Here is a 25316-nt window from a genome sequence, read left to right as displayed (position 1 = left end):
AAAGCACATTTTTAAAATGTGCAATACTTAAGCCACCTTCGGGTGGCTTTTTGATTCAGAGCATTCATTTCAAATCCAATCCTCTGTATGCTGTTGAACCATCGAATACTCCAAATAGTGCATCAAATAAAGCATGGCAAAAGCAAAAAGTGTTTACCGCTGTGAACAATGTGGCGCTGACCATTCAAAATGGGCGGGCCAATGTTCTGAATGTGGAGAATGGAATAGTCTAGTTGAAGTCAATATTGCACCAGCAGTCACACATCGTGCGCAACCCAAAATGGGTGGCGGCTATGCAGGTCAAGCTGCTGCTATTAGCACCTTAAATCAAATTTCAGTTTCACATGAGACTCGATTGGCTACAGGAATTGGTGAGTTTGATCGTGTGCTTGGCGGTGGTCTCGTCACGGGCTCTGTGGTACTGATTGGTGGTGATCCAGGCATTGGAAAATCGACCATTTTATTGCAAACAGCAACGCATATGGCCGCGGCCAACAGTGCGGCATTGTATGTCACAGGTGAAGAATCACTCTCGCAAGTGGCTTTACGTGCAAATCGTCTTGATCTGCCCACAGATAAACTCAAAGTCATGGCAGAAACCTGTGTTGAGCGGATATGTGAAATGCTTGCCCATGAGCGTCCCGCCGTGGCAATTTTAGATTCCATTCAAACCCTATATACCGAAACACTCCAGTCAGCGCCGGGTGGCGTTTCTCAAATTCGCGAATCTGCAGCTTTACTAACACGTTTTGCTAAAAATAGTGGCACAGCCTTGTTCATTGTCGGACACGTCACCAAAGAAGGTGCACTGGCTGGCCCGCGTGTGCTTGAACATATGGTGGACTGTGTTCTGTACTTTGAAGGTCAGTCCGACTCACGTTATCGGATGATTCGAGCTGTTAAAAACCGTTTTGGTGCAGTCAATGAACTCGGGGTTTTTGGCATGACCGATAAAGGCTTAAGAGAAGTGGCGAATCCTTCAGCCATTTTTTTAAGCCGTTATGATGAAGCCATTGCAGGCTCAATCGTGATGATCAGCCGTGAAGGCACACGTCCTCTGTTGGTTGAGGTTCAAGCTTTGGTTGATGATGCACATGGTCAACCGCGCCGAGTCGCCTTGGGTTTAGAACAAAACCGTTTAAATATGCTCTTGGCGGTGATGCATCGCCATGGTGGCGTGCAAACATCTGGACAAGATGTCTATGTCAACGTTGTCGGTGGTTTAAAAATCACTGAAACAGGCTCTGACTTGGCCGTCCTATTGGCCTGTGCCTCTAGCCTGCGAGGTAAAGCCCTGCCACAACAATTGGCTGTTTTTGGTGAAGTAGGACTCTCTGGGGAAATTCGCCCAGTCCCCAATGGGCAGGAACGCTTAAAAGAAGCCATTAAACATGGCTTTAAGTTCATTATTCTACCGCGAGGCAACGCACCGCAAAAAGACATTGCTGGGGTTAAGGTCATCGCTGTAGCGCGCTTACATGAGGCACTCACTGAAGCCATGAGCTTAAGTGACGAACTCAACTAAGCTAAATTCCATTCATTTGGATTTCTCATAAAATAAACACGTTTTTTATTGAAATTTAGGATGAAAGACTGCATAAAGATAGAGTTAAAATTTATTTTTTATAGAGTAGGAAAATTTGATGGAAGTTCGACAGCGTGGTTTGATTGCTGGTTTTTTAACAGCGGCTCTTTTAGTTGCACCCTTAGCCGCAGAAGCTAAACGTGCAGGTGGTGGTAAAAGCCACGGCATGAGCCGTCAAGCTGCACCAACTCAGTCTTATCAACAACCTCGTCAAGCAACTCCAGTTCAACAACCTAGCGCGCCTGCTACGGCTCCAGCTAAATCTGGTCCAGGCGTCGGCGGTATGGTTGCGGCTGGTGTAGCTGGTGCTGCAATTGGTGCTGTTGCTGCAAATGCATTGGCAGATGAAAACTCTGCTTCTCAAGCGCAAGCACAGGAAGAAAAAGGTGGTATTCCGAGCTGGATTTGGATTCTTCTTGCCGCTGCTGTTGCCTTCTTCATTTTCCGTAAAATGGGCGCAAAAAAAAAAGTAGCAGCTAATCCATACGCGCCAAACAATGGTTCAACTCAAGCACCGTTTGGCCAACAAGCTGCACCACGTACATCAAATGACAATAGCAATATTTTTGGTCAGTCTGTAGGTGGTTCAGCTGCTACACCACAAAACAATGCACCTTTTGGCGCTGCCTATACCAATAGTGGTAGTCAGCTGCCAGACGGTACAGAACCTGCGGCTTTCTTACGTATTGCTCGTCAACGTTTCAATCATATTCAGTCGATGAACACGGCAAGTAACATTTCTGAAATTCAGCGTTACTTAACACCTGATCTTTACCAGTCTATGTATCAAGACATTATGGCAAACCAAGATCAAGATGTAGCTGAGTTTTCAAACCTTAATGCGATGGTTGCGGACTCTGCGACAGAAAATGGCCAATACGTGGTTAGCGTACGTTTTACTGGTACAGTAAGTGAAGACCTCAACAGCTTACCGCAACCTTTTGCTGAAGTTTGGCACTTTGTAAAACCAGTGGGTTCTACCCAAGACTGGCTCGTTGCAGGTATCCAACAAGAAGCATAATTTCCAGATATATAAAAACAGCGACTTCGGTTGCTGTTTTTTTGTGCCTGATCAATCCTCCTGTCGATTCAAGCTAGTCATCAGCGCCTCGCTTAAACAAAAACACCATTTAAAACGATAACAGCAATGGTTTTCCTAAAAGTTAGGCTCAACATTTCCTGTAACATCTATGTTAAATAAGAAGCGTAATGAAAGGCTGTACAATGCATCCTCAATCACACGCCTTCTTTTAGCTTCGACCTATACCTCCACGCAAATAAGTTCATCGCGTTATGAATGCTTGATGCGAATGGGCAATATCTAATAATAAGTGAGCTTTGATGTACAACTAAAATAGGAACACCATTGACCAATCTTAGGCATTTAAAATGCACAGGGTTTTCTATTGATCATGCTCTGCATTTAATATCCACACTGTAAATCATCTACTCATAAAAAATGCCTCTATATAAGAGGCATTTTTATTTACGTTTTTTAGTCTTATTCAGGTAATGGGATAAATTGAGAGTCCTGATTTTGCTCTTTTCTTTCCCCAACAACCACAGCCACATCTAAAGGTTTGCCATCACGCTCAAGTGAAATCTGAATGGTGCTATTTGGCGGTTGTAAAGCCACAAAATTAATCAAATGTGAGGTTGAAGTAATCACTTCATCATTCACTTTCACGATCTTGTCGCCTTTCTTTAAACCAGCTTTTGCAGCAGGTCCCGTTTTTAACACGTCCGCGACAACCACACCTGGCCCTTTAGGCTCTAGAATATTGACTTGTTCAACAGGCAGTAAACTGATACCCAACCAACCACGTACCACACGGCCGTCTTTAAGAATAGAGTTCAGTACTTGTTGGCAAATTCTTGCAGGAATGGCGAAACCAATGCCTAAAGACCCACCTGATTGAGAGAAAATTGCTGTATTAACCCCAATCAAATTCCCCGCGACATCAATCAAAGCACCGCCAGAATTGCCGGGATTAATCGCAGCATCGGTTTGAATGAAGTCTTCATAAGTATTAATACCTAGGTCAGAGCGTCCTGTAGCAGAGACAATACCTTGCGTAACCGTTTGCCCCACACCAAATGGGTTACCAATGGCCAAGACCACATCACCCACTTCGTTGCCACTTAACTTAAAAGGTAAAACAGGCAGGTTCGCCAGCTCAATTTTAATCACAGCCAAATCAGTATCGGGGTCGGTACCAATCACTTTTGCCACTGCACGACGGCCATCTTGTAATGCCACAACAATTTGATCGGCTTGAGCAATCACATGATTATTCGTCAAAATATAACCATCAGGGCGAACAATCACACCTGAACCCAAACTGTTTTCATTTTTATTTTGGCTAAACTGATCTGGAATTTGATTGCCAAAAAATTCACGGAACGCAGGATCATTGAGTAATGGATGGTCAAGTTGTTTGACTTTTTGCGTGGTAAAAATATTCACTACTGCTGGTGCAGCCACTTTCACGGCGGCACTATAAGAAACCACCCCACCGGTACGAGTGGTGTTAATTAAAGGTTCCACCTTTTCAGCAGGCATCTTAATCCCATCGGACGCCACAGGCGCTTTTGGCTTTTGATACTGCTGCCAAGCAAAAAATCCAGCAATGACTAAAATGAGTAATACCCAAGGTAACCAGGAAAAGGTCCTGCGCACGATTTCACCCTCTAAAATGTTTTAATTCATTGATGACTAAGTAATTTATGCCTATTGTAAAGCGAAATTCAAGCCGAAGCACAAAAATAAGCAAGAGTTTTGTCATGCTTTAGTTACAATAAACAATAGGTTCCGATGTAATCAATTTAAAAGAGTTTTTAAGTCGATATGGCAAAATTACAAGACATTATTCAGTGGTGTGATCAAACCCTTAAATCACCTGAGTTTAAGGACTATGCTCCGAATGGCCTTCAAATTGAAGGAAAGACCGAAGTGCGTAAAATTTTAGCTGCGGTGACTGCATCGCAAGATGCCATAGATGCCGGGATCCGAGAAAATGCGGATCTTTTACTGGTGCATCATGGTTATTTTTGGAAAGGTGAAGCCTCTCCCATCACAGGTATGCGCGGTAAACGGATCAAGAGTCTGATTCAACATGACATTTCTTTGTTGGCATATCACCTCCCCCTCGACAGCCATCCGAGTCTTGGAAATAATGCAGCGATTGCAGATTTGCTCGAACTGGAACGTATTAAAGCACTTGATCCATCTGAGCGTCATCCTATTGGTAATATTGGTTATTTAAAACAGCCCATGCCTGTGGAAGAGTTTAAAAAGTTTGTGTCTGAGAAATTAAAGTTTGATATCACCCATCTTCCTGCGGACAAGACCATGATTGAAAAAGTCGGTTTTTGTACCGGTGGTGCACAAGATTTTATTGTAAAAGCCGCTGAACAAGGCTGTCATGCCTATATTTCAGGCGAAGTCAGTGAACGTACCTTCTATGAAGCCAAAGAATTAGGCGTACATTATTTTGCTTGCGGACATCATGCGACTGAACGCTATGGCGTGCAGCGATTAGGTCAAGCCATTTCAGAACAATTTGATATTGAATATGTTTATTTAGAGTTAAATAACCCGATCTAAGCAATCACTGGGATGAAAGTCCTTTCATCCCAGTCCTTTCAATGCGCTTACATCGCATGGCATCCGACATCACTTCCATTTCAGCAAATTATTAATTTCTAAAATATTATTCCTAGCCTTTTATCTTTTTAAATCAAAACATAGCATCAGTTCAAAAACGCTTTGCATTTGATATTTGTTATACCTGCTGAACGTTCAACCCAATACGAACAATATAAATTGCTACGCTGCACTCCAATATTGTAAATAATAAACATATTGATTCTCATTAATAATTAAGTGGATAATAAAACTGCTTTAAAAACTCCCAATAAAACAAACTTTGATGATTAAAGGAATCAAAAACATGGCTTATTCTTTACCCGCTCTTCCTTATGCCTATGATGCACTCGAACCCAATATTGATACGAAAACGATGGAAATTCACCACAGTAAACACCATCAAACCTACATCAATAACATTAATGGCGCGATTGCAGGCACAGAATGGGAGAAACTGTCTGTGGAAGATTTGGTTGCCAAAGTCAATGAAGTCCCTACTGATCTTAAAAAGATGGTGATCAATAATGCAGGTGGTCATGCCAAACACTCACTGTTTTGGACGGTCATGAGTCCACAAGGTGGTGGCCAACCGACTGGAGCTGTGGCAAAGGCTATTGATGAGCAACTCCGTGGTTTTGATGCTTTTAAAGATGCATTTACCAAAGCCGCGATTAGCCGTTTTGGCAGTGGTTGGGCATGGCTGAGTGTGACACCTGAACGCAACCTGATTGTTGAAAGCAGTGCAAATCAGGATTCCCCTCTTATGCACGGTCATACCCCTATTCTCGGTTTAGATGTATGGGAACATGCGTATTATCTAAAATACCAAAACCGCCGTCCTGAATATATCAATGCCTTTTATAATGTGGTCGATTGGGATGAAGTAAATCGCCGTTACCATGCTGCGTTGCAGACTAAAAATTAATTACACACCTCAATCCATCTAGAGCTTAGAGTCTTTTAAAATGAACACATTCTGTACAAAAGACTCTAACGATATCTTGTGTATCGTATATGTCTCCTTGCGAAATTTTTTGCATATTTTGTGTATTAAAAGACTGCCCTATTGTCTATAGAATCATTTACAATAAATGCACTTAAAGTAAAACCCAGCAAATCTGCAAGGAATGAAACATGACAACCATTACTTTACCTGCACTTCCATATGGCTACGAAGATCTTGCTCCACACATCAGCAAAGAAACTTTAGAATTCCACCACGACAAACACCACAATACTTATGTTGTTAACCTAAACAACCTAATCAAAGGTACTGACCTTGAAGGTAAAACTTTAGAAGAAATCATCACAGCTTCTGCTGGTGATGCAGCTAAAGCAGGTATCTTCAATAACGCAGCACAAGTTTGGAACCACACATTCTACTGGAACTGTATGGCTAAAAACGGTGGTGGTAAAGCAACAGGCGCTTTAGCTGCTAAAATTGATGAAGCATTCGGTTCTTACGAAAAATTCGCTGAAGAATTTGCTGCTGCTGCAACAACTCAATTCGGTTCAGGTTGGGCTTGGTTAGTTGCTGACGAAGTAAATGGCAACCTTTCTATCCTTAAAACTTCAAATGCAGACACTCCACTTGCACACGGTAAAGTTGCAGTGTTAACCATTGACGTTTGGGAACATGCTTACTACATCGACTTCCGTAATGCGCGTCCTGTTTACATCAAAACTTTCCTTGAAAGCCTTGTAAACTGGGATTATGCAAACGCGAAATATGTAGGTCAAGCTGCTGGCGTTGAAAAATAAGATTCGTCTTGTTTAAAAAACCGCTCTTTTTGAGCGGTTTTTTTGTTTTTGCTACCTAAACGCATATTTATAAAGCAAACAATTCATTTCTCAATATTTTTTGCTTGACCCATTTTCCTTTCCTCCCTAAAATGCGCATTAGATTCTCCAATAGCTCAGTCGGTAGAGCGACGGACTGTTAATCCGCAGGTCCCTGGTTCGAGCCCAGGTTGGAGAGCCACTATTCTTCCATAGCTCAGTCGGTAGAGCGACGGACTGTTAATCCGCAGGTCCCTGGTTCGAGCCCAGGTGGAAGAGCCAAGATTCTAAAAAGCCCAAGCATCGTGACTTGGGCTTTTTTTATCACTCATTGTTTTGATCCACACCCTATACCCTTCTGGTATACAGCTATGACATATCAAACTGATTATAAAAAAAACATTTAATCTAAAATTCGACTTTTTTTAGAATTGTAACTTGACCCATGTGTAATTTTCTCTATACTGCATTTCAGATTCTCCAATAGCTCAGTCGGTAGAGCGACGGACTGTTAATCCGCAGGTCCCTGGTTCGAGCCCAGGTTGGAGAGCCAAATTTTAAAAAGCCCAAGCATTATGACTTGGGCTTTTTTCTGTCTATAAAAATGACATTCACCCATACGTAAAACCAATCTCTAAATCACTCCAAAGCAGCTTTCCATACAGGCTCTTCTCAGCTTGAATCTCCCAAATATCTCCATGGAAAACCAAAAAGACTGAATCAAATCGCACCAATAAAAGCTAAACCGTTTATTTTTAAATCATTTAAAGCAGATTATATAAAAATATCAGGCCAAAGACTTGACCCTTTGAGCTTTGCCACATAGAATGCGTGCAGATTCTCCAATAGCTCAGTCGGTAGAGCGACGGACTGTTAATCCGCAGGTCCCTGGTTCGAGCCCAGGTTGGAGAGCCAAAATTCTAAAAACCCACTCCATGCGAGTGGGTTTTTTCTTTGCGCTAGAAAATATTGTGTTCGATCTGAGTCAAATCATCTTTTTTATCATCGGCTGCTTCGCCACTATTACACTAGTGATGATGGTTTACCCTGACCTGTTTCGCCGTAAGCAAAAGTTTTATGCCAAACACGTCATTACGCCATTTGAACGTAAAATGTTTATTCGCTTAAAAGAAGCCTTCCCACGCCATCATGTTCTAGCTCAAGTTTCATTTAGCTCACTGATTACCAGTGACCACTATAAAATACGGGCCAAATTTAACCGTAAAGTCACCGATTTCGTTTTATTAGATGAACAATTAACGGTCGTGGTGATTATTGAACTCGATGATCCTTCCCATATCGGCAAGGAACAAGAAGATGCAGAACGTGATGCCATGCTCAATGAAGCAGGTTACATTGTTCTGCGTTTTACTGAAATTCCAAGCATTCGCCAACTGCGCAAACACATTGGTATCACGCCTGCAATGCGTGCTTAAATTACTTTGAGACTGCGCTGCTCGCTTCCTGCTGTGTGAATTGCTTTTCGGCAGCCAACTTTGCTTGAATACGCTGCTGTTGTTCTTCCTTAATACGCTGATATTCCGCTTGGTTTTTTGCATCGCTTTTTACCGCTAAAAAAGCAATCCCTAAAATAAGCAATGGAATCACAATACCAAGACTCGCCAAAAACATCACTTTTGGCGTTAGTTTTTGAGTTGATTTCGTCATAGCCAGCCTATTTCCAATCTCTAGATTTTGATGGGCCAATACTATAACAAAAAAAGAGCCTCAATCATGAGGCTCTGTCTTCAGCTTAAATGATTAATTTTATGTCGGCGCTATACCTGTACAATTTTCATTGGTGCTAGCATCTTTTTGTGCATCAGTTAGTACAATACCCGTACCCGCAGCCATATGGGTCTGAATAAAGTCTACAGCCTCCTTATTTTGACATATGATTGCCTGCGTATGCGTCGCATTCGGTACAATCGTTAATTTATAACCATCAGCATATGCATTTTGCGGGAAATATGTGGTCGCTTTTGCTTTCATATTTACATATAACGCTTGCGTTACTACAGGCAGTACCGCTTGATCATTGGCACCTTGAATAATAAATATAGGGGTTTTAATGACTTTCGCAGCAGTGGCATTGGTTGCTGGTTGATTATCCGCCAAAAATTTCTGAACCACTGGATCTGTTTTAATTTTATTTAAATCAACACCATACTGTGAAGTCCAGTGTGTCGGATCTGCCAAGAACTCTACAACACCCGCTTTAAATTGTTCTTGTAAGCCATTTGCACTATTCGGTGCTGGATAACCTAAACATGCACCATCATCGCCTGTACGTCCATAAGCACTTTCTGCAATTTCAGCAGCGCCAGGGGTAAAGATATTTTTTAAATCATAATCAGGCTGATACGCTTTAATACCCGAGCTTGTGAGTGCCGCATAAGCCAAGAGTTCAGCATAACCATCCGCAATTTGCGCAATCAATGCTTGGCCTTGTGCCGCTGGTAGGCCATTTGCCATTGCAATACGGACTTGTTGCAATTTGTCATCTAAAATATTCAAACCATTTGCTTTAGGTTGACCATTTACGTCAAGATTATATTGTGGATCGAGATAAATTTGAATAATTTGTCCTAAACTCGAAGCTGGTGCACCTGCCACAGCACCTTTATAGGTTGTATCTGTATTTGCGTATTCTGCGGTCGCTAATGAGGCATGCCCCCCTTGAGATTGTCCCACAGACATCCACGCACCATTCAACTGCTTACCATAATGATCTTTTGCTGCTTGTACAGCAGAAAGCGCTGACTTCGCAGCATTAGATAAATTCAAATAAGGATGTACACCTGATGTACCTAGGCCTTCATAATCTGGAGCAACAATGACATAGCCTGCAGCCAATAATGTATTCGCTAAAATTTTAAAGCGTGGATGAATCATATTTTTACTTGGTGCACAATCATCTCCGCCTCCGACAGTTCCATGCTCCCACACCACAACACGATAACCATCTTTAGGTCGAGCTACCTGTGGAAATAAAACCATTGCCGTTGCAGTCGCTGTCTTCCCCTGCACATTCGTCATGTTATAAGTCATGACTTTAATCGATGAACTATACTCGACTGTATCTAAAGAATAATTTCCTTCCGACAGATAAGTGGGCTGTTGGTTTGAAGCGGGCGAATAATCATCGTCATTACAAGCAGTTAAAGACAGCATTGAAACGGCAACTGTAAGGGCTAATGCTATTTTCGAGCGTTTCATAAAATATCCTTTTATTCGTTGTTTTTTTAAGCATGAATCTACATGCCGTTTTATTAAGACATAAAAAAAGCGCCCTGCGTAGGACGCTTTTCAACCAAACAATCACTTTAAATAATTAATTCTAAAAAGATTCCAGTAAAAATAATGAATCCCACCCAACGATTGTGACGGAATGCCCAAAAACAACGCTGTGGATCTCTGTCTTTGGTTTTTGACCATTGATAAATAAAATCAGCCACGACTACCAGCAATGCGATTAAACCCAATGGCATCAATAAATTTTCAAGGTAAAGCGCCGCACCGATCAAAACGACACTCATCGCCTGTAAAAGTGCAATGATTTGAATATCAAAACGACCAAACAAAATGGCTGTCGACTTCACCCCAATTTTTAAATCATACTCACGGTCAGTAATCGCATATTGAGTATCGTACGCTACAGTCCAAGCCAGATTGCCAAAATACAGCAACCAACAGGTTAAATCTAATGGTTTACCCATGGCCGTAAATGACATCGGAATTCCCCACGAAAAAGCCATGCCTAGAACAAGCTGAGGCAAATGGGTATAGCGCTTCATGAAAGGATATATAAATGCGAGAAAAAGCCCACCTAAAGCACAATAGAATGTTTCAATCGGTAGAAATAACAACATACAAGCACTAGCAAAGACTAAAGCTAGAAACACATAAATGGCTTCTTTGGCCGTGATAACCCCTGTTGCTAAAGGCCGCGTTTTCGTACGCTCTACATGTGCATCGACTTTACGATCAGCAAAATCATTAATTGCACACCCAGCCGCACGCATAAATATCGTGCCAAGTACCATCGGAATCAGAATACCAATTGGCGGTATGCCCTCTGCTGCAATCCATAGTGCCCACATGGTAGGCCAGAACACCAATTCTGTGCCAACAGGCTTATCAAAACGACATAAATAATAATAGGCTTCTAAACGTTCACGCCAAGTAATTTGATGCGCAGTTGTCATGACTGTCCTTCAGATGCTGAATTCTGCTTTTGCAAAAATTGCTCAAAACTCGCTAAAAAAGTTTCTTGAACAATAAACTTGCAGCCGTGCCAAGTATAACAGCTCTGTCTGGTCCAACCATCTTCTAGCCAAATCACACGACGTTCACATGCTGGATTGGTGCGCTGAAACAAGAACCAACCAATCGGTTTTTTACCAATATGTTTAAAAAGCCGTGCGCGGCCTTGCAAACTTAAGATCGGGAAAATGCTTTTGGCTTTGACCCAAGGCTCTGCATCACTGCCATATAAAAAACTTTCTCGGACCCATGACGTATGCTGAAACGGCATGCCCATCCATTTTGCATCGATAAACTGAAGACGCTGAAAATGCTCTTTGGTCGGTTGAACCCTAAACGCTCCATCAGCCAAATACGTTAGTTGCTGAGTAAGTGAACCTGAAGCATATAACCATGTTTTCAGTTCAGCTGGAATCTGCTGCATAAGCCTACCTGTACCATTGATTTACTGTGCGCTTAAACGCTTTTTGAGTTATGAAGAATGTCATTGATTCAATTATGAGGTCAATCTTTAGCAATTATCTGTTTTTGCAATGGTTTCAAATTTACCTTGCGGAGTTTTCACCAAAATAAAACCTTCAGCACTCAAGTAAAAACTTTGAGGATAATCATAATCCAGTGCTAACTCAGGGCTTTTCAATGCAACAAATTCTGCCTGCTTGTAGCCTTCAGGGGTGCGACCAACTTCGATATAAATCACCATCGAAAAATTTAGCTTAAAACCTTTGTCGTGATCTTTAGGGTCAATCCAAGGATAAAAACTGGTGTGCTTCTTACGCTGTGCCATTGCTCTCATCAATTTTTTTCAAGTTAAACAGATGATACAAAAAAACCCGCGGCTAGCGCGGGTTTTTTGCAGCGAAATTCAGTTCAGAATTACAAGCTGTAGTACATATCAAATTCAACTGGGTGAGTTGTCGTGTTCAAACGACGCACTTCTTCAGTTTTAAGTTCGATATATGCATCAAGCATTTCTTTAGTGAATACACCACCTTTAAGAAGGAACTCGTGATCCGCTTGAAGCGCTTCAAGCGCCATATCTAGGCTGTGCGCAACTGTAGGGATTTTCGCTTCTTCTTCAGGAGGAAGGTCGTATAAGTTTTTATCAGCTGCTTCACCTGGGTGAATCTTGTTTTGGATACCGTCAAGACCCGCCATTAACAATGCAGCGAAACCTAAGTACGGGTTCATCATTGGATCTGGGAAACGAGCTTCGATACGCTTGCCTTTCGGGCTAGAAACGTAAGGAATACGGATAGAAGCAGAACGGTTACGTGCTGAGTAAGCCAACATAATCGGTGCTTCGAAGTGTGGAACTAAACGCTTGTACGAGTTTGTAGAAGGGTTCGTAATTGCGTTCAATGCACGAGCGTGTTTGATTACACCACCAATGAAGTAAAGCGCCATTTCTGACAAACCAGCGTATTCATCACCAGCAAACAAGTTCTTGCCATCTTTAGAGATTGACATGTGAACGTGCATACCAGAACCGTTATCACCAACCATTGGCTTAGGCATGAAAGTCGCAGTTTTTGCATATTGGTGCGCAACGTTCCAAACAGCATATTTAAACTGTTGTACTTCGTCTGCTTTACGAACCATTGTGTTGAAGCTTACACCAATTTCTAATTGGCAAGATGCAACTTCGTGGTGGTGTACTTCTACACGACCTGGGCCCATGATGTCTTCAATACGCGCACACATATCAGCACGCATATCATGTGAAGAATCAACTGGAGGAACTGGGAAGTAACCACCTTTAACACGTGGACGGTGACCAGAGTTTCCGCCTTCGTAGTCTTTGTTTGTTGACCAAGCAGCTTCTTCAGCAATCAATGTATGGCGCGCGCCAGACATATCAATTTCCCATTTTACTTCGTCAAATACGAAGAATTCTGGTTCTGGACCAAAGAATGCAGTATCACCAATACCTGTCGATTTTAGGTATTCTTCAGCACGGCGAGCAATCGAACGCGGGTCACGGTCATAACCTTGACCTGTTGATGGCTCAATAACGTCACAAGTAACAACTACTGTCGGCTCAGCGAAGAACGGGTCGATAAAACCAGTTGCAGCATCTGGGCGTAAGATCATGTCAGATGCTTCAATGCCTTTCCAACCAGCGATAGAAGAACCATCAAACATTTTACCGTCTTCAAAAGTATCTTCGTCGATAGTATCTGCTGGGTAAGTTACGTGTTGTTCTTTACCCTTAGTATCCGTAAAACGGAAATCGACCCATTTTGCGCCACTTTCTTGGATGAGTTGTAGGACCTTGTTCGCCATGCTCATTTTGCTCCGATGAATTTTTGTTGCACTCTTTAGTGCGTGTTAGTAGTTGGTTGTTCTAAAGCAATTACCGTACCAACTTTAAAAAGCTTAGCTAAAATATTGAATTCATTATCAGAATAACAGTTTTAAGCTGTTTGCTTTGGCTCTATTATACTGAGCTAAAAAGTAAATGCACCATATTCAAGCATGCTTCTTCACATTTAATCTAAAAGATTTTGAGTGTGGCTCATAATGGTGCATTTTTAAATTTCACTGTGCAATTTCCACTCATTTTTTATAAATTAGAGCACTGTTAAAGCTGCTATTTTCGCCATGATTTGACCTCAATACCTTATATCACGGCGGGCGATATACCTAAAACCAAATATAAACAGCATAAGCAACTGTTTATATTCAATTTTATAAAAATCCAAAACCTCGCCATTCAAACAGATATAAAGCCGAAATCTCAGATGTGACTAAGTAAATAAAGATGCTCTGTTTTGGTGATATTTTGGGAGTTTTTGGCTCACAGCATTAGGAGATATTCTTTTTATATTCATTGAATGTGCATACTTCATGACATTTACACATAATCTACGTGGTTTCTCGTTAGGATTTGAATCTGAGATATTCATAAACTCTATATCCATTAGTAACAAAACCCATTGTAATTTTTAGACCTGCGAAAAAATGTCACGCCCTAGCTGAGTATTTTTTGCTATGATAATTTCGGTTTTGTGCCTCCATTCAAGTCATTGAATGAGAAAAATAATTTACTTATAGCTTTATAATGTAATCGCACGAATACCATAGGACTCTTCAAGCACATTTATGTGCATAAATTTCAATAGGTTAAGCTCATGCTTTTAATGATCGACAACTATGACTCTTTTACATACAACATCGTGCAGTATTTTGGCGAGTTAAACCAAGAAGTAAAAGTAGTACGTAATGATGCCGTGACATTGGAAGATATTGAGCGATGGCAACCTAAGTATCTTGTGATTGGCCCTGGTCCATGCTCACCTTTGGAAGCAGGAATTTCTATTCCAGCCATTCAGCATTTTGCTGGAAAAATTCCATTATTAGGGGTGTGCTTAGGACATCAGGCCATTGGTCAGGCTTTTGGTGGCGAAATCATTCGTGCCAAAAAAGTGATGCATGGGCGTCTGTCTGACATGCACCACTCGAATAAAGGCATTTTTAGCAACCTCCCTTCCCCGTTTTCAGCAACGCGTTATCACTCACTGGTGATTGATCAAGAAAGCTTGCCTGAATGCTTAGAGGTGACCTGCTGGACCAATGAAGCCGATGGCTCAATTGAAGAAATCATGGGTGTAAAGCATAAGACGCTTGCCGTTGAAGGCGTGCAATTTCACCCTGAATCAATCTTGAGTCAGCATGGCCATCAAATCTTTAAGAACTTTTTAGAAATTTACGCATAAATGAGTGCAGTGAAAAATGAATATGCAACAAGCTTTAAATAACATCACTAAAAATATTGAGTTGACGCAGCCGCAAATGGAAGACGTCATGCGCACCATCATGAATGGTGAAGCAACAGATGCCCAAATTGGTGCACTGATGATGGGTCTTCGCTTAAAAGGCGAAAGTATTGATGAAATTACCGCAGCGGCTCGTGTCATGCGCGAGTTTGCCATCAAAATTGATGTCAGTGATGTGCCTTATTTAGTCGATATCGTCGGTACAGGTGGTGACGGTCAGAACTTATTTAACGTCTCGACTGCGTCTGCTTTTGTGATTGCTGCGGCAGGTGCAACCATTGCTAAACATGGTAACCGTGGTGTTTCAACCAAATCGGGTTCCTCGGACCTGTTAGAACAAGCAGGCATCCAACTTGACTTAAACATGCAACAAACTGAACGCTGTATTCGCGAAATGGGTGTCGGTTTCTTGTTTGCCCCGAATCATCACAAAGCGATGAAGTATGCGGTTGGCCCACGTCGTGAATTAGGCATTCGCAGTATTTTTAATTTACTTGGCCCGCTTACGAATCCGGCTGGAGTAAAACGTCTAGTGATTGGGGTGTTTTCGACTGAATTGTGCCGTCCTATTGCAGAAGTGATGAAACAACTGGGCGCAGAACATGTCATGGTGGTTCATTCTAAAGATGGTTTAGATGAAATTAGCCTTGCATCAAGCACTTATGTGGCTGAACTTAAAAATGGCGAAGTCACCGAGTGGGAAATTCAACCTGAAGATGTTGGGATCGAATCGCAAACTTTAACTGGTTTAATCATTCAAGATTCTGCTGAAAGTTTAAGCCTAATTAAAGATGCCTTAGGTAAAAACAAATCCGATAAAGGCGAAAAAGCAGCAAACATGATTGCTTTAAATGCAGGTGCCGGTTTATATGTCTCTGGACTTTGTACCAGCTATAAACAAGGCGTGGCTTTAGCACATGACATCATCTACGGCGGACAAGCCTTAGAAAAGATGAGCATCCTTGCTGAATTCAGCAAAACCCTTAAACAATACGACGCTTGATAGACAGGATTTTGTCATGGTAGATATCGCAAATACGATTTTAGGCAAAATTGTGGATCGCAAGCAGGAAGAGTTTGCTGCACGCCTCAAACAACGTAGCTATAAAGATGTTGAAGAATGGGCCCTTGAGGCAACTCCTGTACGTGGTTTTGCAAAGTCTTTACTGAGCAAACAACCGGGTGTGATCGCTGAAATTAAGAAAGCATCACCATCTAAAGGCATCATTCGTGAAAACTTTGATCCTGCTGAAATCGCACAGCAATATGAAGCCGCGGGTGCTGCATGTTTATCGGTTTTAACCGATGTCGATTTTTTCCAAGGTGCCGATGAGAATATTCAAATTGCACGTTCTCACTGTGCACTACCTGCATTACGCAAAGACTTTCTGATTGATCCTTATGGGGTGATTGAAGCACGTGCTTTACATGCGGACTGTATTCTTCTGATTGTGGCATGCTTGTCCAATCAACAACTCGAAGAAATGTCTAAAACGGCTTTTGAACAGAATTTAGATGTCTTGGTTGAAGTACATGATGAAGCAGAACTTGAACGTGCTTTGCGTCTATCTGAACGTTGCGTATTGGGTGTCAATAACCGCAACTTAAAAACCTTTGATGTGGACTTAAACACCTCGATTCGTTTGAAAAAACTGCTTGAACCATCTCGTCTACTGGTGACTGAAAGTGGAATTGCGACTCCTGCAGATGTGGCGATGATGCAAGAGCACGACATTCATGCTTTCTTGGTCGGTGAAAGTTTTATGAAACAGCCGCGTCCAGACCACGCCTTTACAGAGCTGTTTGGAACACCTAAATCATTTTAATGGCATATTCAGGGTAAGGCATGCTCTTGCCCTGAATATTTTATGATTTGCATTTTCAAAAAGCTGTTGAAGATCTCGTTAAACAGCAACACATAAAAAATTCAATTTTAAATTACTCAATGAAACCCTGCTTCTTGACTTCATTCACTGCTTCCATTCGAGAACGGACCTGCAATTTGTTATAGATTTTACGCAAATGCCATTTCACCGTATTGATGGACAAAAAGATCGACTCCGATATTTCAGCATCAGTACAGCCACGGCTTAATTTTTGTAAAATTTGGATTTCACGTTTCTATAGCTAAATTCTAAAAACACTAGCACATGGAAACATCTGTAAAACCTCATTTCCTATGTTTTTAGGTGTGATAATAAATTAAGTATTCAGCTATATAAGGACTCAAGCCCAGAACTGCCGATCAAAGCTTCAACACTGCTTTCAGTTTATACAATCCTCTATGCATAATGCAATTCAGTTCAAATATAGGGAAAATCAGACTATAATTATCGCCTAATTTCTTATTTTGCGTATTTTTCTGACACTATGAGCAAACACGATTCATCGCTTTCTAAAGAACAGTTTAATTTACTGAAAGACTTTAAAAAGCAAATCACCAATCCGCATTCGACTGCCATCAAGCAGTCTGAGGCCCAAGCTCAAGTTGCTCCACCCGAGCCAGAAGATGATTTCGCGTTGTTTCAAAAACAAATGCAAGGTGTCCAAAAGATGGAGACCGCGAACATTGCCAAAATAGAAAAAAATCCAAAGAAAAAAATCGATGCACAAACTTTAGCAAAACGTGCAGCGGCTGAAGGCCCAATGCATACCGATGCAACTGAGCTATCCGATACTCAAGCAATGCTCAACCCAGTAGCGAGCCAAGCCGCACTCAGTTATCGCATTGCTACACTACAACACAAAGTATTTGAAGATTTAAAAGCGGGTAACATCCGTTGGTTTGAAGCAGTCGACTTGCATGGTTGCACCGTTGAAGAAGCCCGTGTCGCAGTTTTACAAGTCATTCAAATGGCCAAAGATGAAAATCAAAATGTCATTAAAATTGTACACGGCAAAGGTCCGGAAGCCATTTTAAAAACCTATGTGAATGGTTGGCTGCGTCAACACCGCGATGTGCTGGCTTTTGTGAGTGCACCAGAGAAGCAAGGTGGCACAGGTGCAGTTTTAGTGTTGCTAAAACGTGCTGAAAAGAACCCAAAGTTTAAACAGTAATCGGATTTTTGTCCAAAATAAGGCATTGGAATAGTTTTCTGCTACAATGCCGTCCTTGTTCAATATCAGTGTAAGTGAACACGTCTTATGTCTATGCAGCAATCCTACGCTAACATCTTAACTGCCGTTGGTGAAGACCTAACCCGTCCAGGTCTCCTCGATACGCCTATGCGTGCTGCTAAAGCTTTTTCGTATTTAACGTCTGGTTATAGCAAAAGCTTAGAAGAAGTGACCAATAATGCGGTGTTCCCATCGGACAACCGTGAAATGGTACTGGTTAAAAATATCGAATTTTATTCACTCTGTGAACACCATTTATTACCTTTCTATGGTCGCGTACATATTGCGTATTTACCTGAAGGCAATGTCCTTGGACTTTCTAAATTTGCACGCATCACCGAAATGTTTGCACGTCGTCTACAGATTCAAGAAAACCTCACCCAGCAGATTGCAGAAGCGGTTGCAGAAGTGACAGGTGCACGCGGTGTGGCAGTCATGATTGATTCGGCACATATGTGCATGATGATGCGCGGCGTCGGCAAGCAAGAATCGACTACTCGTACCGTTTCCTTTATTGGTGACTTTAAAACCAATAAAGAAGAGCGTCGTGAGTTTTTAAGTGCCGTCCCTGAAAGCTATTAATTGAAACATGAAGCCTCAACCTCTGTTGGGGCTTTTTTTATGCATATATCATTGAACGATTTATTTTTTGTTTAGAGGAATACGCAATGTCAGCAATTTGGTTAGCAGGTCATGGTTTGACCCAAGGCGAACACACTATTGATTTTCCACGTCCTGACCGTTTAATTCAAGGTAACCCGCAGCGCCAGACCTTTAGCCTGTATGAACATCCACATATGGGATGCGGGATTTGGCACTGTGAAGTTGGCTCATGGAATATTCAATTTGCCGACAATAAACAGGAATTTTTTCAAGTGATGGAAGGCTGCATCCGTATTCATGATGCCCACACTCAAAACTTCATTGAAGTCAAAACAGGTCAGGCAGGAATTATTCCACCGAGTTTTATCGGTACATTTGAAGTGGTTGAAGCTGTTAAAAAATACTATGTGATTGTTGAGGTATAAGTACCTCAACAACCGATTTGAAACGTCTTAGAACAGCTCGTGTTTAAGTCTGAGATTTAAACACTCAGGACTTTTTCAGTCACATGAATACAGTTCCGCCCTTTATTTTTGGCGGCATAGAGTGCCGAATCGGCAGTGTCTAAAAAGCGTTGATAGTCAGGATGACCATTATAAACCGTACAACCAATACTGACGGTAAAACTAAAACTTTGCCCATGAGCAGTACGAATTGGGGTTTCTTGTATCCGCATGCGAATCGTTTCAGCGATTTGTAAAGCACGCGTGAGATCACTGTCGACCAACAGCAATAAGAACTCTTCGCCACCGACACGGAAGGCATAGTCACTGCCCTTGGCTACATCTAACAAGACTTCAGCAATAAAACGCAGTGCCAAATCCCCTGCGGTATGCCCATATTTATCGTTGATACGTTTGAAATAATCCGCGTCGATTGCCAATAGACTAAGTGCAGCATCATTTTTACGGGCAAAATTAATTTCACGCGACACAATCGTACTTAAATAACGACGGTTTAACAACTGAGTCAGAGAGTCATTACCTGAGTCTATATATTCAGTCACTTGAAACAGTTGATCGACCAAATGCTGAATCTGTCGGTTTACCTCACGAATTTCTTGAATGCGTTTTACTTTCTGGGCCTGATCCTGACAGTCGAGCACGTCAAAATTGAGGGTATCGACCTGTTGAATCAGCCTGATAATGGTCTCCACCTGCTCTGCACCCGTAAAGGCATACGCTGCTTTATGCACAAACCATAGACCAAATTCCGACTTAGACAAAGCAATGTGTTGCAACTGCGGATGCTCGGAGAAGACTTTGAACATCAACTCATTTTCCCAGTCGAGCAAAATGCTGCGCTGCTTATCTTTTTGTACTGCGACATCTTGCATTGCAGAAAATAAACGATAGCTATGCTTAACTTCATGGCTCCGCTCAGTATTGGCTTCATAGGATCTGCACATAATTTCTGTCGCAAAACCCATAATTTGCAGCATATAACTTAGCATGTGGTGGTTATTTTCTAGCGGAAGTCCAGCCAAGAGTTCCAAAATTTTGTTTTCAATCTCACGAATACCGCGCATGATCAACCAAGAAGGAATGCCCACCCGCGCATGTACCTGCCCAACTTTTTGTTGTTTTTCAACTGCTGCATAATAAGCTTCATTCACAGCCACGTCGAAACTTTCAATGAGCCATTGGTTTAAACTGTTTTTTAAACGTTGTTGAATGATGTCATCTTTAAAAAAATCTGCAGCCTCAGGCTCCAAGACAATATTGCTATAAAATTCATTAACCAATACAGACGAATGCTGCTGAATAAAATTTTGCGCTTTAACGTGATCATTCACTGAATAATGTTGGCAAATTTTCCCCCATTGCTCGGCCAATTTAGCCATGCATTCATCATTCATAAAACTTACCTATTATATATTTTTGAGACTTACTAGACATTTATGTGATTAATATAACAAATTTCAATACTTATTTTCACCATCAGCTTTCATTTTCAGCACTTTATAAAAAGTAAGGCTCACGTTTGGTTGTTTTAACAGCAATGACTTTCATAAAAAAAGCCCCATTAATGGAGCTTTGAAAAGAGGATCGAACTAAAAGAAATGGAGATAACTCAAACCCATCTGATCCCAATCTTTGCCTTTTTGCTGTTGATACTGCCAATGAAGCCTCAACGCATTTTGCTGATTGAATAAATATTGCAACTGTGTATTCAGTCTGACTTGCCATTGATGGCTATCTTCCCAATATGGCAGCTCGACCTGTACCAAACTATTGATATGTTCGCTCCAGATGTTCTGGCAGCCTACCGTTGGCCCAAGTCCCACGCGCCAACCTCGGTCTAAAGCTTTACCTGCTTGAACATGATTTTGCAATTGTGCATAGCATAAATGTTGACGCTCTTGATCTGCCGCACTATAGCCAAACTGACTGGATAGATTGAATATACCGTGTTGATCCTGTTCACTAAATGCACCATCTCGATCTAGTGCCTCTTGTTGCCAACCCATGTTAAACCCCCAGCTTAATGGTGTTTTAAAGGCAGTCAGTGGACTGTAGGCATTGACCTCCAGCACATTTAGTTCTTGCAGTTTTAGTCGATCATCGCGATATTCGAGGCTACCATCTAGAAATTTAAGCTGTGTACCCAAACGAAAGCCGCCTTGTGGGTCAATCAAGTCATGATAGGCCTGACGATGGCTCAGTCGGAAATAAGTGTCACCTTGTATCTCACCTGCTTCAAGCTGAACGGTTCGCGCATGGTGGCCTTTTACTGGATCTACTTTTGGCGCTTCGACCACTTGACGTTGCTTTTCCAAGTCAATCTGACTCCGCAAACCCAGCAGTTGTCGAATACGCGGTTGGGCGTCTTCTGCCGCAATCTTTTGTGCAATTAACTGTAAATACACATGGTCATAGGCCATTTCTAAAATACGTGCCTGATCCACCAAGGCATAGCGATTCAAATAGTCTTGCATTTGAGCAGGTTCAAGTTGCGCAACCTGATGCGCAGCCGCTGCCAAAGCTTGACCATGTTGTTTGGCTTGCGCCAACAACTGAGTTTCTAAAGCTGGACGGTAAACACTTTCTGCAATTAGATGGTTTTCATCGACCGCCTTAATAGTCTCAACAGGAATCGCAGCGGTTTTAAATTGTTTTTGTAGGTTGACCTCTGGCCGCACCAAATCAATTAAACCCAGTAAACGATAGGCACAGTTATCACTGATAAAATAGTAAGGAAATTGCACATGCTTGAGTTCCCAAATATGCTCAACCATGGTTTTGGTTTCTTCTGGCGTCAGGGCTAACTCGTACTCCCACAAATCGCGGCTTTCCAAATCACCATATTCTTTCACTTTTCGATAGTATGGCATGAGTGAGTACTCACCTGGGTACTGCCCGGTTAAGCCCTTCCATGCAAAAGAAAAGCTGTCGCTATTGGCCACTGTCGCTGCGTAATTCACGGCATAAGAGACTAAGTTCAGCTGTTTTTGGTCTTTAGGATCAAGCCTTAACAGTGTATGCCCAAACATCGAACTGGGATTGCCCATAAAGTCCGTGGCGTAAATTAAAGTCGCCTTATACGGCTTAATTTGCCCAAGCCACTCATCCAGCTCAGGACATGAGGCTTTAGGCAGTTGGTTTGATGCAATATTCAGTTGTCCTATAAGCCATTTTGAACGTGCCGGAAAGCGACACTGAATCGATTGATTGACTTCGGCTGGGGTAAAAAGTGCAGCAATATTGGCATCAAGCTCTTGTTTGAGCTGAGTTTGTCCGTGTTCGCTATAAAAAAATGGACGGTAGGTGACTTCACTTTGTCCTGAAGCATTGGCATACATCAAACGTTGCCAAGTCACATTTGAGGCTAGCTTCAGTTGCTGTGCTTTTTCAATATAAAACTCTGCTGAGCTAGGTGCTTGAGCAAAGATGCTGGTGCTGAATAGCACACTAAAGAGGAGGACAACAGATTTCATGCAGTGTTAGCTATTCTTCTTTTTTAGATATGAAAAACCCTGCCTGAATGGCAGGGTTTTATGGTGCAATTAAACGTATGCTTTTAATACGCTATCCGTTGCCATGACTGCTTGTAAAGATGCTAATACTTGAAGCGCATCTTGGTTTTCAGCTGAATAGATTTTTGCGAAGTTTTGTTTAGACACTTCAAAGAAACGTGCTTTATCTTCAGACTGGATGTTCAGTAATTCAGCCAGTACATTTAGACTTTCGCCCTCACCGACTGCCATATCACGCGCCAATGCTTCCGCATTTTCGTTGGTAAATGTTACTGCCTGAGCAGTCACTGTACCTGTACCGCTACAACCTAAAGTACCAAAGGTAATACCGAAAAGTTGGTTAGCGAAAAGACCATTGGTTGTACCCGCTAAAATTTTAGCGACTTTACCAGACTGGCCAGCCCAAATTTGTGAACCAATACCACAACCGACGTCATTATCTGCAAATGTAGCGGTAGAACCAACAGCCAAAACCGCAGCCAATGCTATTTTTTTCAACATAAGGTTTCTCCAGACTCGATTATCTCCGAGTATTTTTATTGTTCCTATTGTGTGTATTTTGAGCTACACCCTTGTAAGATAGCGGTAACAAGCGCATAACGCAAAACAATTTATACTAAAGTGAAGTGAATATTTAAAAACGTACTTTAGCGGTATAAGGACCAACTGCCACGTAAGTCTCGTTTCCCTAAAATCTTTAACACCAACACCAGACTGAGCAGTAGCAATAAATACCAAGAACCCAACTTACCCCAACCGACCATATGCCATGCATCGACTTGACTTGGGTACAGCCAGATTTGGTAAAACGTACTGATATTTTCCGCAATCCAAATAATAAAGGCCAACAGTAAAAGTACGGGTAACATCGGCAGTTGAAAACGATGCTGCTGCAATTCAAAGCCAATCTTGGTTTTCCAAAACAGCACTATGCTCCACGCAAACAAAAGATAACGAACATCGGGAACAAAAAATTTGGACATAAAGTTGATATAAGACAACACCGCCAATGTCAGCATGGAGGAGAAACGAGGCAAGTGCTCAAAAGAAACGTGATAGAGACGCAATGAGCGCGCAAAAAAACTGCCCACAGCCGAATACATAAAACCTGCAAACAACGGTACAGTAAGAATTTTAAACACGGCGGGATGCGGATACTGCCAAGATGCAATTTGCGGATGGGTCAAAAAGATTTCCATCACCATTGCCATCACGTGAAATAGCGCAATCACTTTGGCTTCTGCCCAAGACTCAAGTTTTAAATAGAGCAGACAAACTTGAATCAGCACGGCATAAAACAATAGATAGTCATAACGGAAAAAACCGAAATATTCATGATTCCCCATACTGGCTGTGAAGGCAAAAGCCAATAACAGTAATATCCCAAATAAGGCAGCCGAAGCTGCCTTAGATGAGAACTCAAAACATGATTTTAAAATCGTGATCACGCATGAACCCTAATTGAATTGAAGCTGTGAAACTTAAAGATATTTGGCACTGTATTCATGCACAGTATCAATAAAGGCTTTCGGGTTTTCAGGGTCAACCCACTGAGTAATGCCGTGACCTAAGTTTGCAACATAACCTGTTTTCTCACCGCCTGCATAAGCGTCATCCAACATGGCTTTAGTGGCTTTCACGATGGTGTCATGCGAACCATATAATGTTGCAGGGTCTAAGTTGCCTTGCAGTGCCGCACGGCCAGCCACCGTTTGACGAGCTACATTTAATGGCGTCGTCCAATCTAAACCAAAAGCATCAGCTCCTGTTGCCACCATCGGCTCTAGCCACTGACCGCCACCTTTGGTGAATAAGATCACAGGCACTTTACGTCCTTCATTTTCACGTTTTAAACCTGCAACAATTTTTTGCATGTATTTTAAAGAAAATTCTAAATATTCACGGTGTGCCAATGCCCCGCCCCAGCTGTCAAAAATTTGTACGGCTTGAGCACCTGCATCAATTTGCGCATTTAGATAGTCAATCACCGCATCAGCCAAACGATCGAGCAGCGCATGTAAAACTTCAGGTTGCGCATACATAATTTGTTTGGTGAAACGGAAATCTTTGCTCGAACCACCTTCAACCATATAAGTTGCTAGCGTCCAAGGACTGCCTGAAAAACCAATTAATGGCACTTGGCCGCCAAGCGCTGAACGGATCGTCTTGACTGCATTCATCACATAGTCGAGATCAGATGCAGCATTAAACTGAGGTAAATTCGCCACATCTTGTTCAGTACGAACCGTTTTATGAAATTTAGGCCCTTCCCCAGCTTCAAAATAAAGCCCTAAACCCAAAGCATCGGGTACAGTTAAAATATCTGAAAATAAAATGGCAGCGTCGAGCTCATAACGACGTAAAGGCTGTAAAGTTACTTCACACGCAAATTCGTTATTTTTACACAGCGAAAGGAAATCACCCGCTTGTGCACGGGTTGCACGATATTCAGGTAAATAACGCCCTGCTTGACGCATCATCCAGACGGGTGTGGTATCTACAGGTTCACGTAATAAAGCACGTAGAAAACGATCATTTTTAAGCGTCGTCATTTACTTTCCC

General features: G+C 41.9%; 25 protein-coding genes and 4 tRNA genes. 16 read left to right on the top strand and 13 right to left on the bottom strand.

The window, feature by feature from the left end:
• Nucleotides 1-133 precede the first annotated feature (133 nt).
• Complete coding sequence (radA, locus tag AC4CU2_RS04790) at nucleotides 134-1525, top strand: DNA repair protein RadA (protein ID WP_201706631.1); 1392 nt, start codon at nucleotides 134-136, stop codon at nucleotides 1523-1525.
• A 118-nt stretch (nucleotides 1526-1643) separates the two neighbouring features.
• Nucleotides 1644-2606 carry a Tim44 domain-containing protein gene (locus tag AC4CU2_RS04785; protein WP_058870025.1) on the top strand — a complete coding sequence of 321 codons (963 nt, stop codon included), beginning with the start codon at nucleotides 1644-1646 and terminating at the stop codon, nucleotides 2604-2606.
• A gap of 480 nt (nucleotides 2607-3086) precedes the next feature.
• On the opposite strand, the gene AC4CU2_RS04780 is transcribed toward AC4CU2_RS04785, so the two are convergent.
• On the bottom strand, nucleotides 3087-4265 hold the full coding sequence (locus AC4CU2_RS04780) for a S1C family serine protease (RefSeq protein WP_004982593.1): 1179 nt from the start codon (nucleotides 4263-4265) through the stop codon (nucleotides 3087-3089).
• Nucleotides 4266-4433: 168 nt separating this feature from the next.
• On the opposite strand from AC4CU2_RS04780, the gene AC4CU2_RS04775 reads away from it, so the two are divergent.
• The 8 genes from AC4CU2_RS04775 to AC4CU2_RS04740 all read left to right on the top strand — a co-directional run bounded on the left by AC4CU2_RS04775 (nucleotide 4434) and on the right by AC4CU2_RS04740 (nucleotide 8449).
• A complete protein-coding gene (locus AC4CU2_RS04775; protein ID WP_279691758.1) occupies nucleotides 4434-5192 on the top strand; it encodes a Nif3-like dinuclear metal center hexameric protein in 759 nt (252 codons plus the stop codon).
• A gap of 346 nt (nucleotides 5193-5538) precedes the next feature.
• Nucleotides 5539-6159, top strand: coding sequence for a superoxide dismutase (locus AC4CU2_RS04770; protein WP_279691760.1), 621 nt, complete (start codon nucleotides 5539-5541; stop codon nucleotides 6157-6159).
• Between the two features lie 209 nt (nucleotides 6160-6368).
• Nucleotides 6369-6995 (top strand): superoxide dismutase SodB, encoded by a 627-nt coding sequence (gene sodB / locus AC4CU2_RS04765; RefSeq protein WP_279691762.1) that lies wholly within the window; start codon nucleotides 6369-6371, stop codon nucleotides 6993-6995.
• Between the two features lie 144 nt (nucleotides 6996-7139).
• Nucleotides 7140-7215 (top strand) — tRNA-Asn (locus AC4CU2_RS04760).
• A 4-nt stretch (nucleotides 7216-7219) separates the two neighbouring features.
• Nucleotides 7220-7295: transfer RNA gene (locus AC4CU2_RS04755), tRNA-Asn, on the top strand.
• Nucleotides 7296-7490: 195 nt separating this feature from the next.
• A tRNA-Asn gene (locus AC4CU2_RS04750) sits at nucleotides 7491-7566 on the top strand.
• Nucleotides 7567-7852: 286 nt separating this feature from the next.
• Nucleotides 7853-7928 (top strand) — tRNA-Asn (locus tag AC4CU2_RS04745).
• 20 nt (nucleotides 7929-7948) lie between these two features.
• A complete protein-coding gene (locus AC4CU2_RS04740; RefSeq protein ID WP_436904857.1) occupies nucleotides 7949-8449 on the top strand; it encodes a DUF2726 domain-containing protein in 501 nt (166 codons plus the stop codon).
• A gap of 1 nt (nucleotide 8450) precedes the next feature.
• On the opposite strand, the gene AC4CU2_RS04735 is transcribed toward AC4CU2_RS04740, so the two are convergent.
• The 6 genes from AC4CU2_RS04735 to glnA form a co-directional block, all read right to left on the bottom strand.
• The gene (locus AC4CU2_RS04735) at nucleotides 8451-8681 is read right to left on the bottom strand and encodes a hypothetical protein (RefSeq protein ID WP_126037432.1); all 231 of its coding nucleotides are present in this window, start codon (nucleotides 8679-8681) and stop codon (nucleotides 8451-8453) included.
• A 99-nt stretch (nucleotides 8682-8780) separates the two neighbouring features.
• Nucleotides 8781-10232 (bottom strand): alpha/beta hydrolase, encoded by a 1452-nt coding sequence (locus tag AC4CU2_RS04730; protein WP_279691767.1) that lies wholly within the window; start codon nucleotides 10230-10232, stop codon nucleotides 8781-8783.
• A 107-nt stretch (nucleotides 10233-10339) separates the two neighbouring features.
• A complete protein-coding gene (ubiA, locus tag AC4CU2_RS04725; protein WP_279691769.1) occupies nucleotides 10340-11221 on the bottom strand; it encodes a 4-hydroxybenzoate octaprenyltransferase in 882 nt (293 codons plus the stop codon).
• Nucleotides 11218-11703, bottom strand: a complete 486-nt coding sequence (locus tag AC4CU2_RS04720) for a chorismate--pyruvate lyase family protein (protein WP_279691771.1) — start codon at nucleotides 11701-11703, stop codon at nucleotides 11218-11220. Before AC4CU2_RS04720 ends, ubiA begins: the two co-directional genes overlap by 4 nt.
• Before the next feature lie 87 nt (nucleotides 11704-11790).
• Nucleotides 11791-12066 (bottom strand): hypothetical protein, encoded by a 276-nt coding sequence (locus AC4CU2_RS04715; protein WP_078388621.1) that lies wholly within the window; start codon nucleotides 12064-12066, stop codon nucleotides 11791-11793.
• Between the two features lie 89 nt (nucleotides 12067-12155).
• On the bottom strand, nucleotides 12156-13571 hold the full coding sequence (gene glnA, locus AC4CU2_RS04710) for a type I glutamate--ammonia ligase (protein WP_005400480.1): 1416 nt from the start codon (nucleotides 13569-13571) through the stop codon (nucleotides 12156-12158).
• An 842-nt stretch (nucleotides 13572-14413) separates the two neighbouring features.
• Here glnA and AC4CU2_RS04705 point away from each other — a divergent pair.
• Genes AC4CU2_RS04705 through trpC form a run of 3 tightly spaced genes read left to right on the top strand, consistent with a single transcriptional unit; the run spans nucleotide 14414 to nucleotide 16884 of the window.
• Complete coding sequence (locus AC4CU2_RS04705; RefSeq protein ID WP_490768350.1) at nucleotides 14414-14998, top strand: anthranilate synthase component II; 585 nt, start codon at nucleotides 14414-14416, stop codon at nucleotides 14996-14998.
• 16 nt (nucleotides 14999-15014) lie between these two features.
• Entirely contained in the window at nucleotides 15015-16061 is a 1047-nt protein-coding gene (gene trpD, locus AC4CU2_RS04700) for an anthranilate phosphoribosyltransferase (RefSeq protein ID WP_005400478.1), read from the top strand.
• 16 nt (nucleotides 16062-16077) lie between these two features.
• A complete protein-coding gene (trpC, locus tag AC4CU2_RS04695) occupies nucleotides 16078-16884 on the top strand; it encodes an indole-3-glycerol phosphate synthase TrpC (protein ID WP_151836631.1) in 807 nt (268 codons plus the stop codon).
• 112 nt (nucleotides 16885-16996) lie between these two features.
• Here the strand turns inward: trpC and AC4CU2_RS04690 are convergent, their stop codons facing one another.
• On the bottom strand, nucleotides 16997-17170 hold the full coding sequence (locus tag AC4CU2_RS04690) for a helix-turn-helix transcriptional regulator (RefSeq protein WP_340874133.1): 174 nt from the start codon (nucleotides 17168-17170) through the stop codon (nucleotides 16997-16999).
• 258 nt (nucleotides 17171-17428) lie between these two features.
• Between AC4CU2_RS04690 and AC4CU2_RS04685 the strand changes: the two genes are divergently transcribed.
• From AC4CU2_RS04685 to AC4CU2_RS04675, 3 genes are all read left to right on the top strand, one after another.
• Nucleotides 17429-18115, top strand: coding sequence for a Smr/MutS family protein (locus AC4CU2_RS04685; RefSeq protein ID WP_004695682.1), 687 nt, complete (start codon nucleotides 17429-17431; stop codon nucleotides 18113-18115).
• A 93-nt stretch (nucleotides 18116-18208) separates the two neighbouring features.
• Entirely contained in the window at nucleotides 18209-18757 is a 549-nt protein-coding gene (gene folE / locus AC4CU2_RS04680; protein ID WP_171054237.1) for a GTP cyclohydrolase I FolE, read from the top strand.
• An 86-nt stretch (nucleotides 18758-18843) separates the two neighbouring features.
• Complete coding sequence (locus AC4CU2_RS04675) at nucleotides 18844-19203, top strand: cupin domain-containing protein (RefSeq protein ID WP_490768349.1); 360 nt, start codon at nucleotides 18844-18846, stop codon at nucleotides 19201-19203.
• 56 nt (nucleotides 19204-19259) lie between these two features.
• Here the strand turns inward: AC4CU2_RS04675 and AC4CU2_RS04670 are convergent, their stop codons facing one another.
• The 5 genes from AC4CU2_RS04670 to hemE form a co-directional block, all read right to left on the bottom strand.
• A complete protein-coding gene (locus AC4CU2_RS04670) occupies nucleotides 19260-20636 on the bottom strand; it encodes a diguanylate cyclase (protein ID WP_348960448.1) in 1377 nt (458 codons plus the stop codon).
• 195 nt (nucleotides 20637-20831) lie between these two features.
• Nucleotides 20832-22715 (bottom strand): Lnb N-terminal periplasmic domain-containing protein, encoded by a 1884-nt coding sequence (locus AC4CU2_RS04665; protein ID WP_490768348.1) that lies wholly within the window; start codon nucleotides 22713-22715, stop codon nucleotides 20832-20834.
• A gap of 69 nt (nucleotides 22716-22784) precedes the next feature.
• On the bottom strand, nucleotides 22785-23255 hold the full coding sequence (locus AC4CU2_RS04660; protein ID WP_004695672.1) for a DUF3015 family protein: 471 nt from the start codon (nucleotides 23253-23255) through the stop codon (nucleotides 22785-22787).
• 146 nt (nucleotides 23256-23401) lie between these two features.
• Nucleotides 23402-24199, bottom strand: coding sequence for a DUF817 family protein (locus tag AC4CU2_RS04655; protein WP_490769207.1), 798 nt, complete (start codon nucleotides 24197-24199; stop codon nucleotides 23402-23404).
• Nucleotides 24200-24235: 36 nt separating this feature from the next.
• Nucleotides 24236-25306 (bottom strand): uroporphyrinogen decarboxylase, encoded by a 1071-nt coding sequence (gene hemE, locus AC4CU2_RS04650; protein WP_490768347.1) that lies wholly within the window; start codon nucleotides 25304-25306, stop codon nucleotides 24236-24238.
• Nucleotides 25307-25316: the final 10 nt, after the last annotated feature.

The organism is Acinetobacter sp. 797_lipA (genome assembly GCF_058243025.1).
Note: the sequence above shows the minus strand (reverse complement) of the source record. Positions and strands in the feature narration are given on the sequence as shown.

Excerpts from the sequence above, each read along its gene's own strand:
- AC4CU2_RS04705 (WP_490768350.1), top strand. The coding sequence starts at position 14,414 with ATGCTTTTAATGATCGACAACTATGACTCTTTTACATACAACATCGTG.
- AC4CU2_RS04715 (WP_078388621.1), bottom strand. The coding sequence starts at position 12,066 with ATGGCACAGCGTAAGAAGCACACCAGTTTTTATCCTTGGATTGACCCT.
- AC4CU2_RS04785 (WP_058870025.1), top strand. The coding sequence starts at position 1,644 with ATGGAAGTTCGACAGCGTGGTTTGATTGCTGGTTTTTTAACAGCGGCT.
- AC4CU2_RS04735 (WP_126037432.1), bottom strand. The coding sequence starts at position 8,681 with ATGACGAAATCAACTCAAAAACTAACGCCAAAAGTGATGTTTTTGGCG.
- trpD (WP_005400478.1), top strand. The coding sequence starts at position 15,015 with ATGAATATGCAACAAGCTTTAAATAACATCACTAAAAATATTGAGTTG.
- AC4CU2_RS04685 (WP_004695682.1), top strand. The coding sequence starts at position 17,429 with ATGAGCAAACACGATTCATCGCTTTCTAAAGAACAGTTTAATTTACTG.
- AC4CU2_RS04665 (WP_490768348.1), bottom strand. The coding sequence starts at position 22,715 with ATGAAATCTGTTGTCCTCCTCTTTAGTGTGCTATTCAGCACCAGCATC.
- AC4CU2_RS04740 (WP_436904857.1), top strand. The coding sequence starts at position 7,949 with ATGCGAGTGGGTTTTTTCTTTGCGCTAGAAAATATTGTGTTCGATCTG.
- glnA (WP_005400480.1), bottom strand. The coding sequence starts at position 13,571 with ATGAGCATGGCGAACAAGGTCCTACAACTCATCCAAGAAAGTGGCGCA.
- AC4CU2_RS04670 (WP_348960448.1), bottom strand. The coding sequence starts at position 20,636 with ATGAATGATGAATGCATGGCTAAATTGGCCGAGCAATGGGGGAAAATT.
- AC4CU2_RS04770 (WP_279691760.1), top strand. The coding sequence starts at position 5,539 with ATGGCTTATTCTTTACCCGCTCTTCCTTATGCCTATGATGCACTCGAA.
- AC4CU2_RS04675 (WP_490768349.1), top strand. The coding sequence starts at position 18,844 with ATGTCAGCAATTTGGTTAGCAGGTCATGGTTTGACCCAAGGCGAACAC.
- trpC (WP_151836631.1), top strand. The coding sequence starts at position 16,078 with ATGGTAGATATCGCAAATACGATTTTAGGCAAAATTGTGGATCGCAAG.
- AC4CU2_RS04730 (WP_279691767.1), bottom strand. The coding sequence starts at position 10,232 with ATGAAACGCTCGAAAATAGCATTAGCCCTTACAGTTGCCGTTTCAATG.
- sodB (WP_279691762.1), top strand. The coding sequence starts at position 6,369 with ATGACAACCATTACTTTACCTGCACTTCCATATGGCTACGAAGATCTT.
- radA (WP_201706631.1), top strand. The coding sequence starts at position 134 with ATGGCAAAAGCAAAAAGTGTTTACCGCTGTGAACAATGTGGCGCTGAC.
- AC4CU2_RS04720 (WP_279691771.1), bottom strand. The coding sequence starts at position 11,703 with ATGCAGCAGATTCCAGCTGAACTGAAAACATGGTTATATGCTTCAGGT.
- folE (WP_171054237.1), top strand. The coding sequence starts at position 18,209 with ATGCAGCAATCCTACGCTAACATCTTAACTGCCGTTGGTGAAGACCTA.
- AC4CU2_RS04660 (WP_004695672.1), bottom strand. The coding sequence starts at position 23,255 with ATGTTGAAAAAAATAGCATTGGCTGCGGTTTTGGCTGTTGGTTCTACC.
- hemE (WP_490768347.1), bottom strand. The coding sequence starts at position 25,306 with ATGACGACGCTTAAAAATGATCGTTTTCTACGTGCTTTATTACGTGAA.
- AC4CU2_RS04775 (WP_279691758.1), top strand. The coding sequence starts at position 4,434 with ATGGCAAAATTACAAGACATTATTCAGTGGTGTGATCAAACCCTTAAA.
- ubiA (WP_279691769.1), bottom strand. The coding sequence starts at position 11,221 with ATGACAACTGCGCATCAAATTACTTGGCGTGAACGTTTAGAAGCCTAT.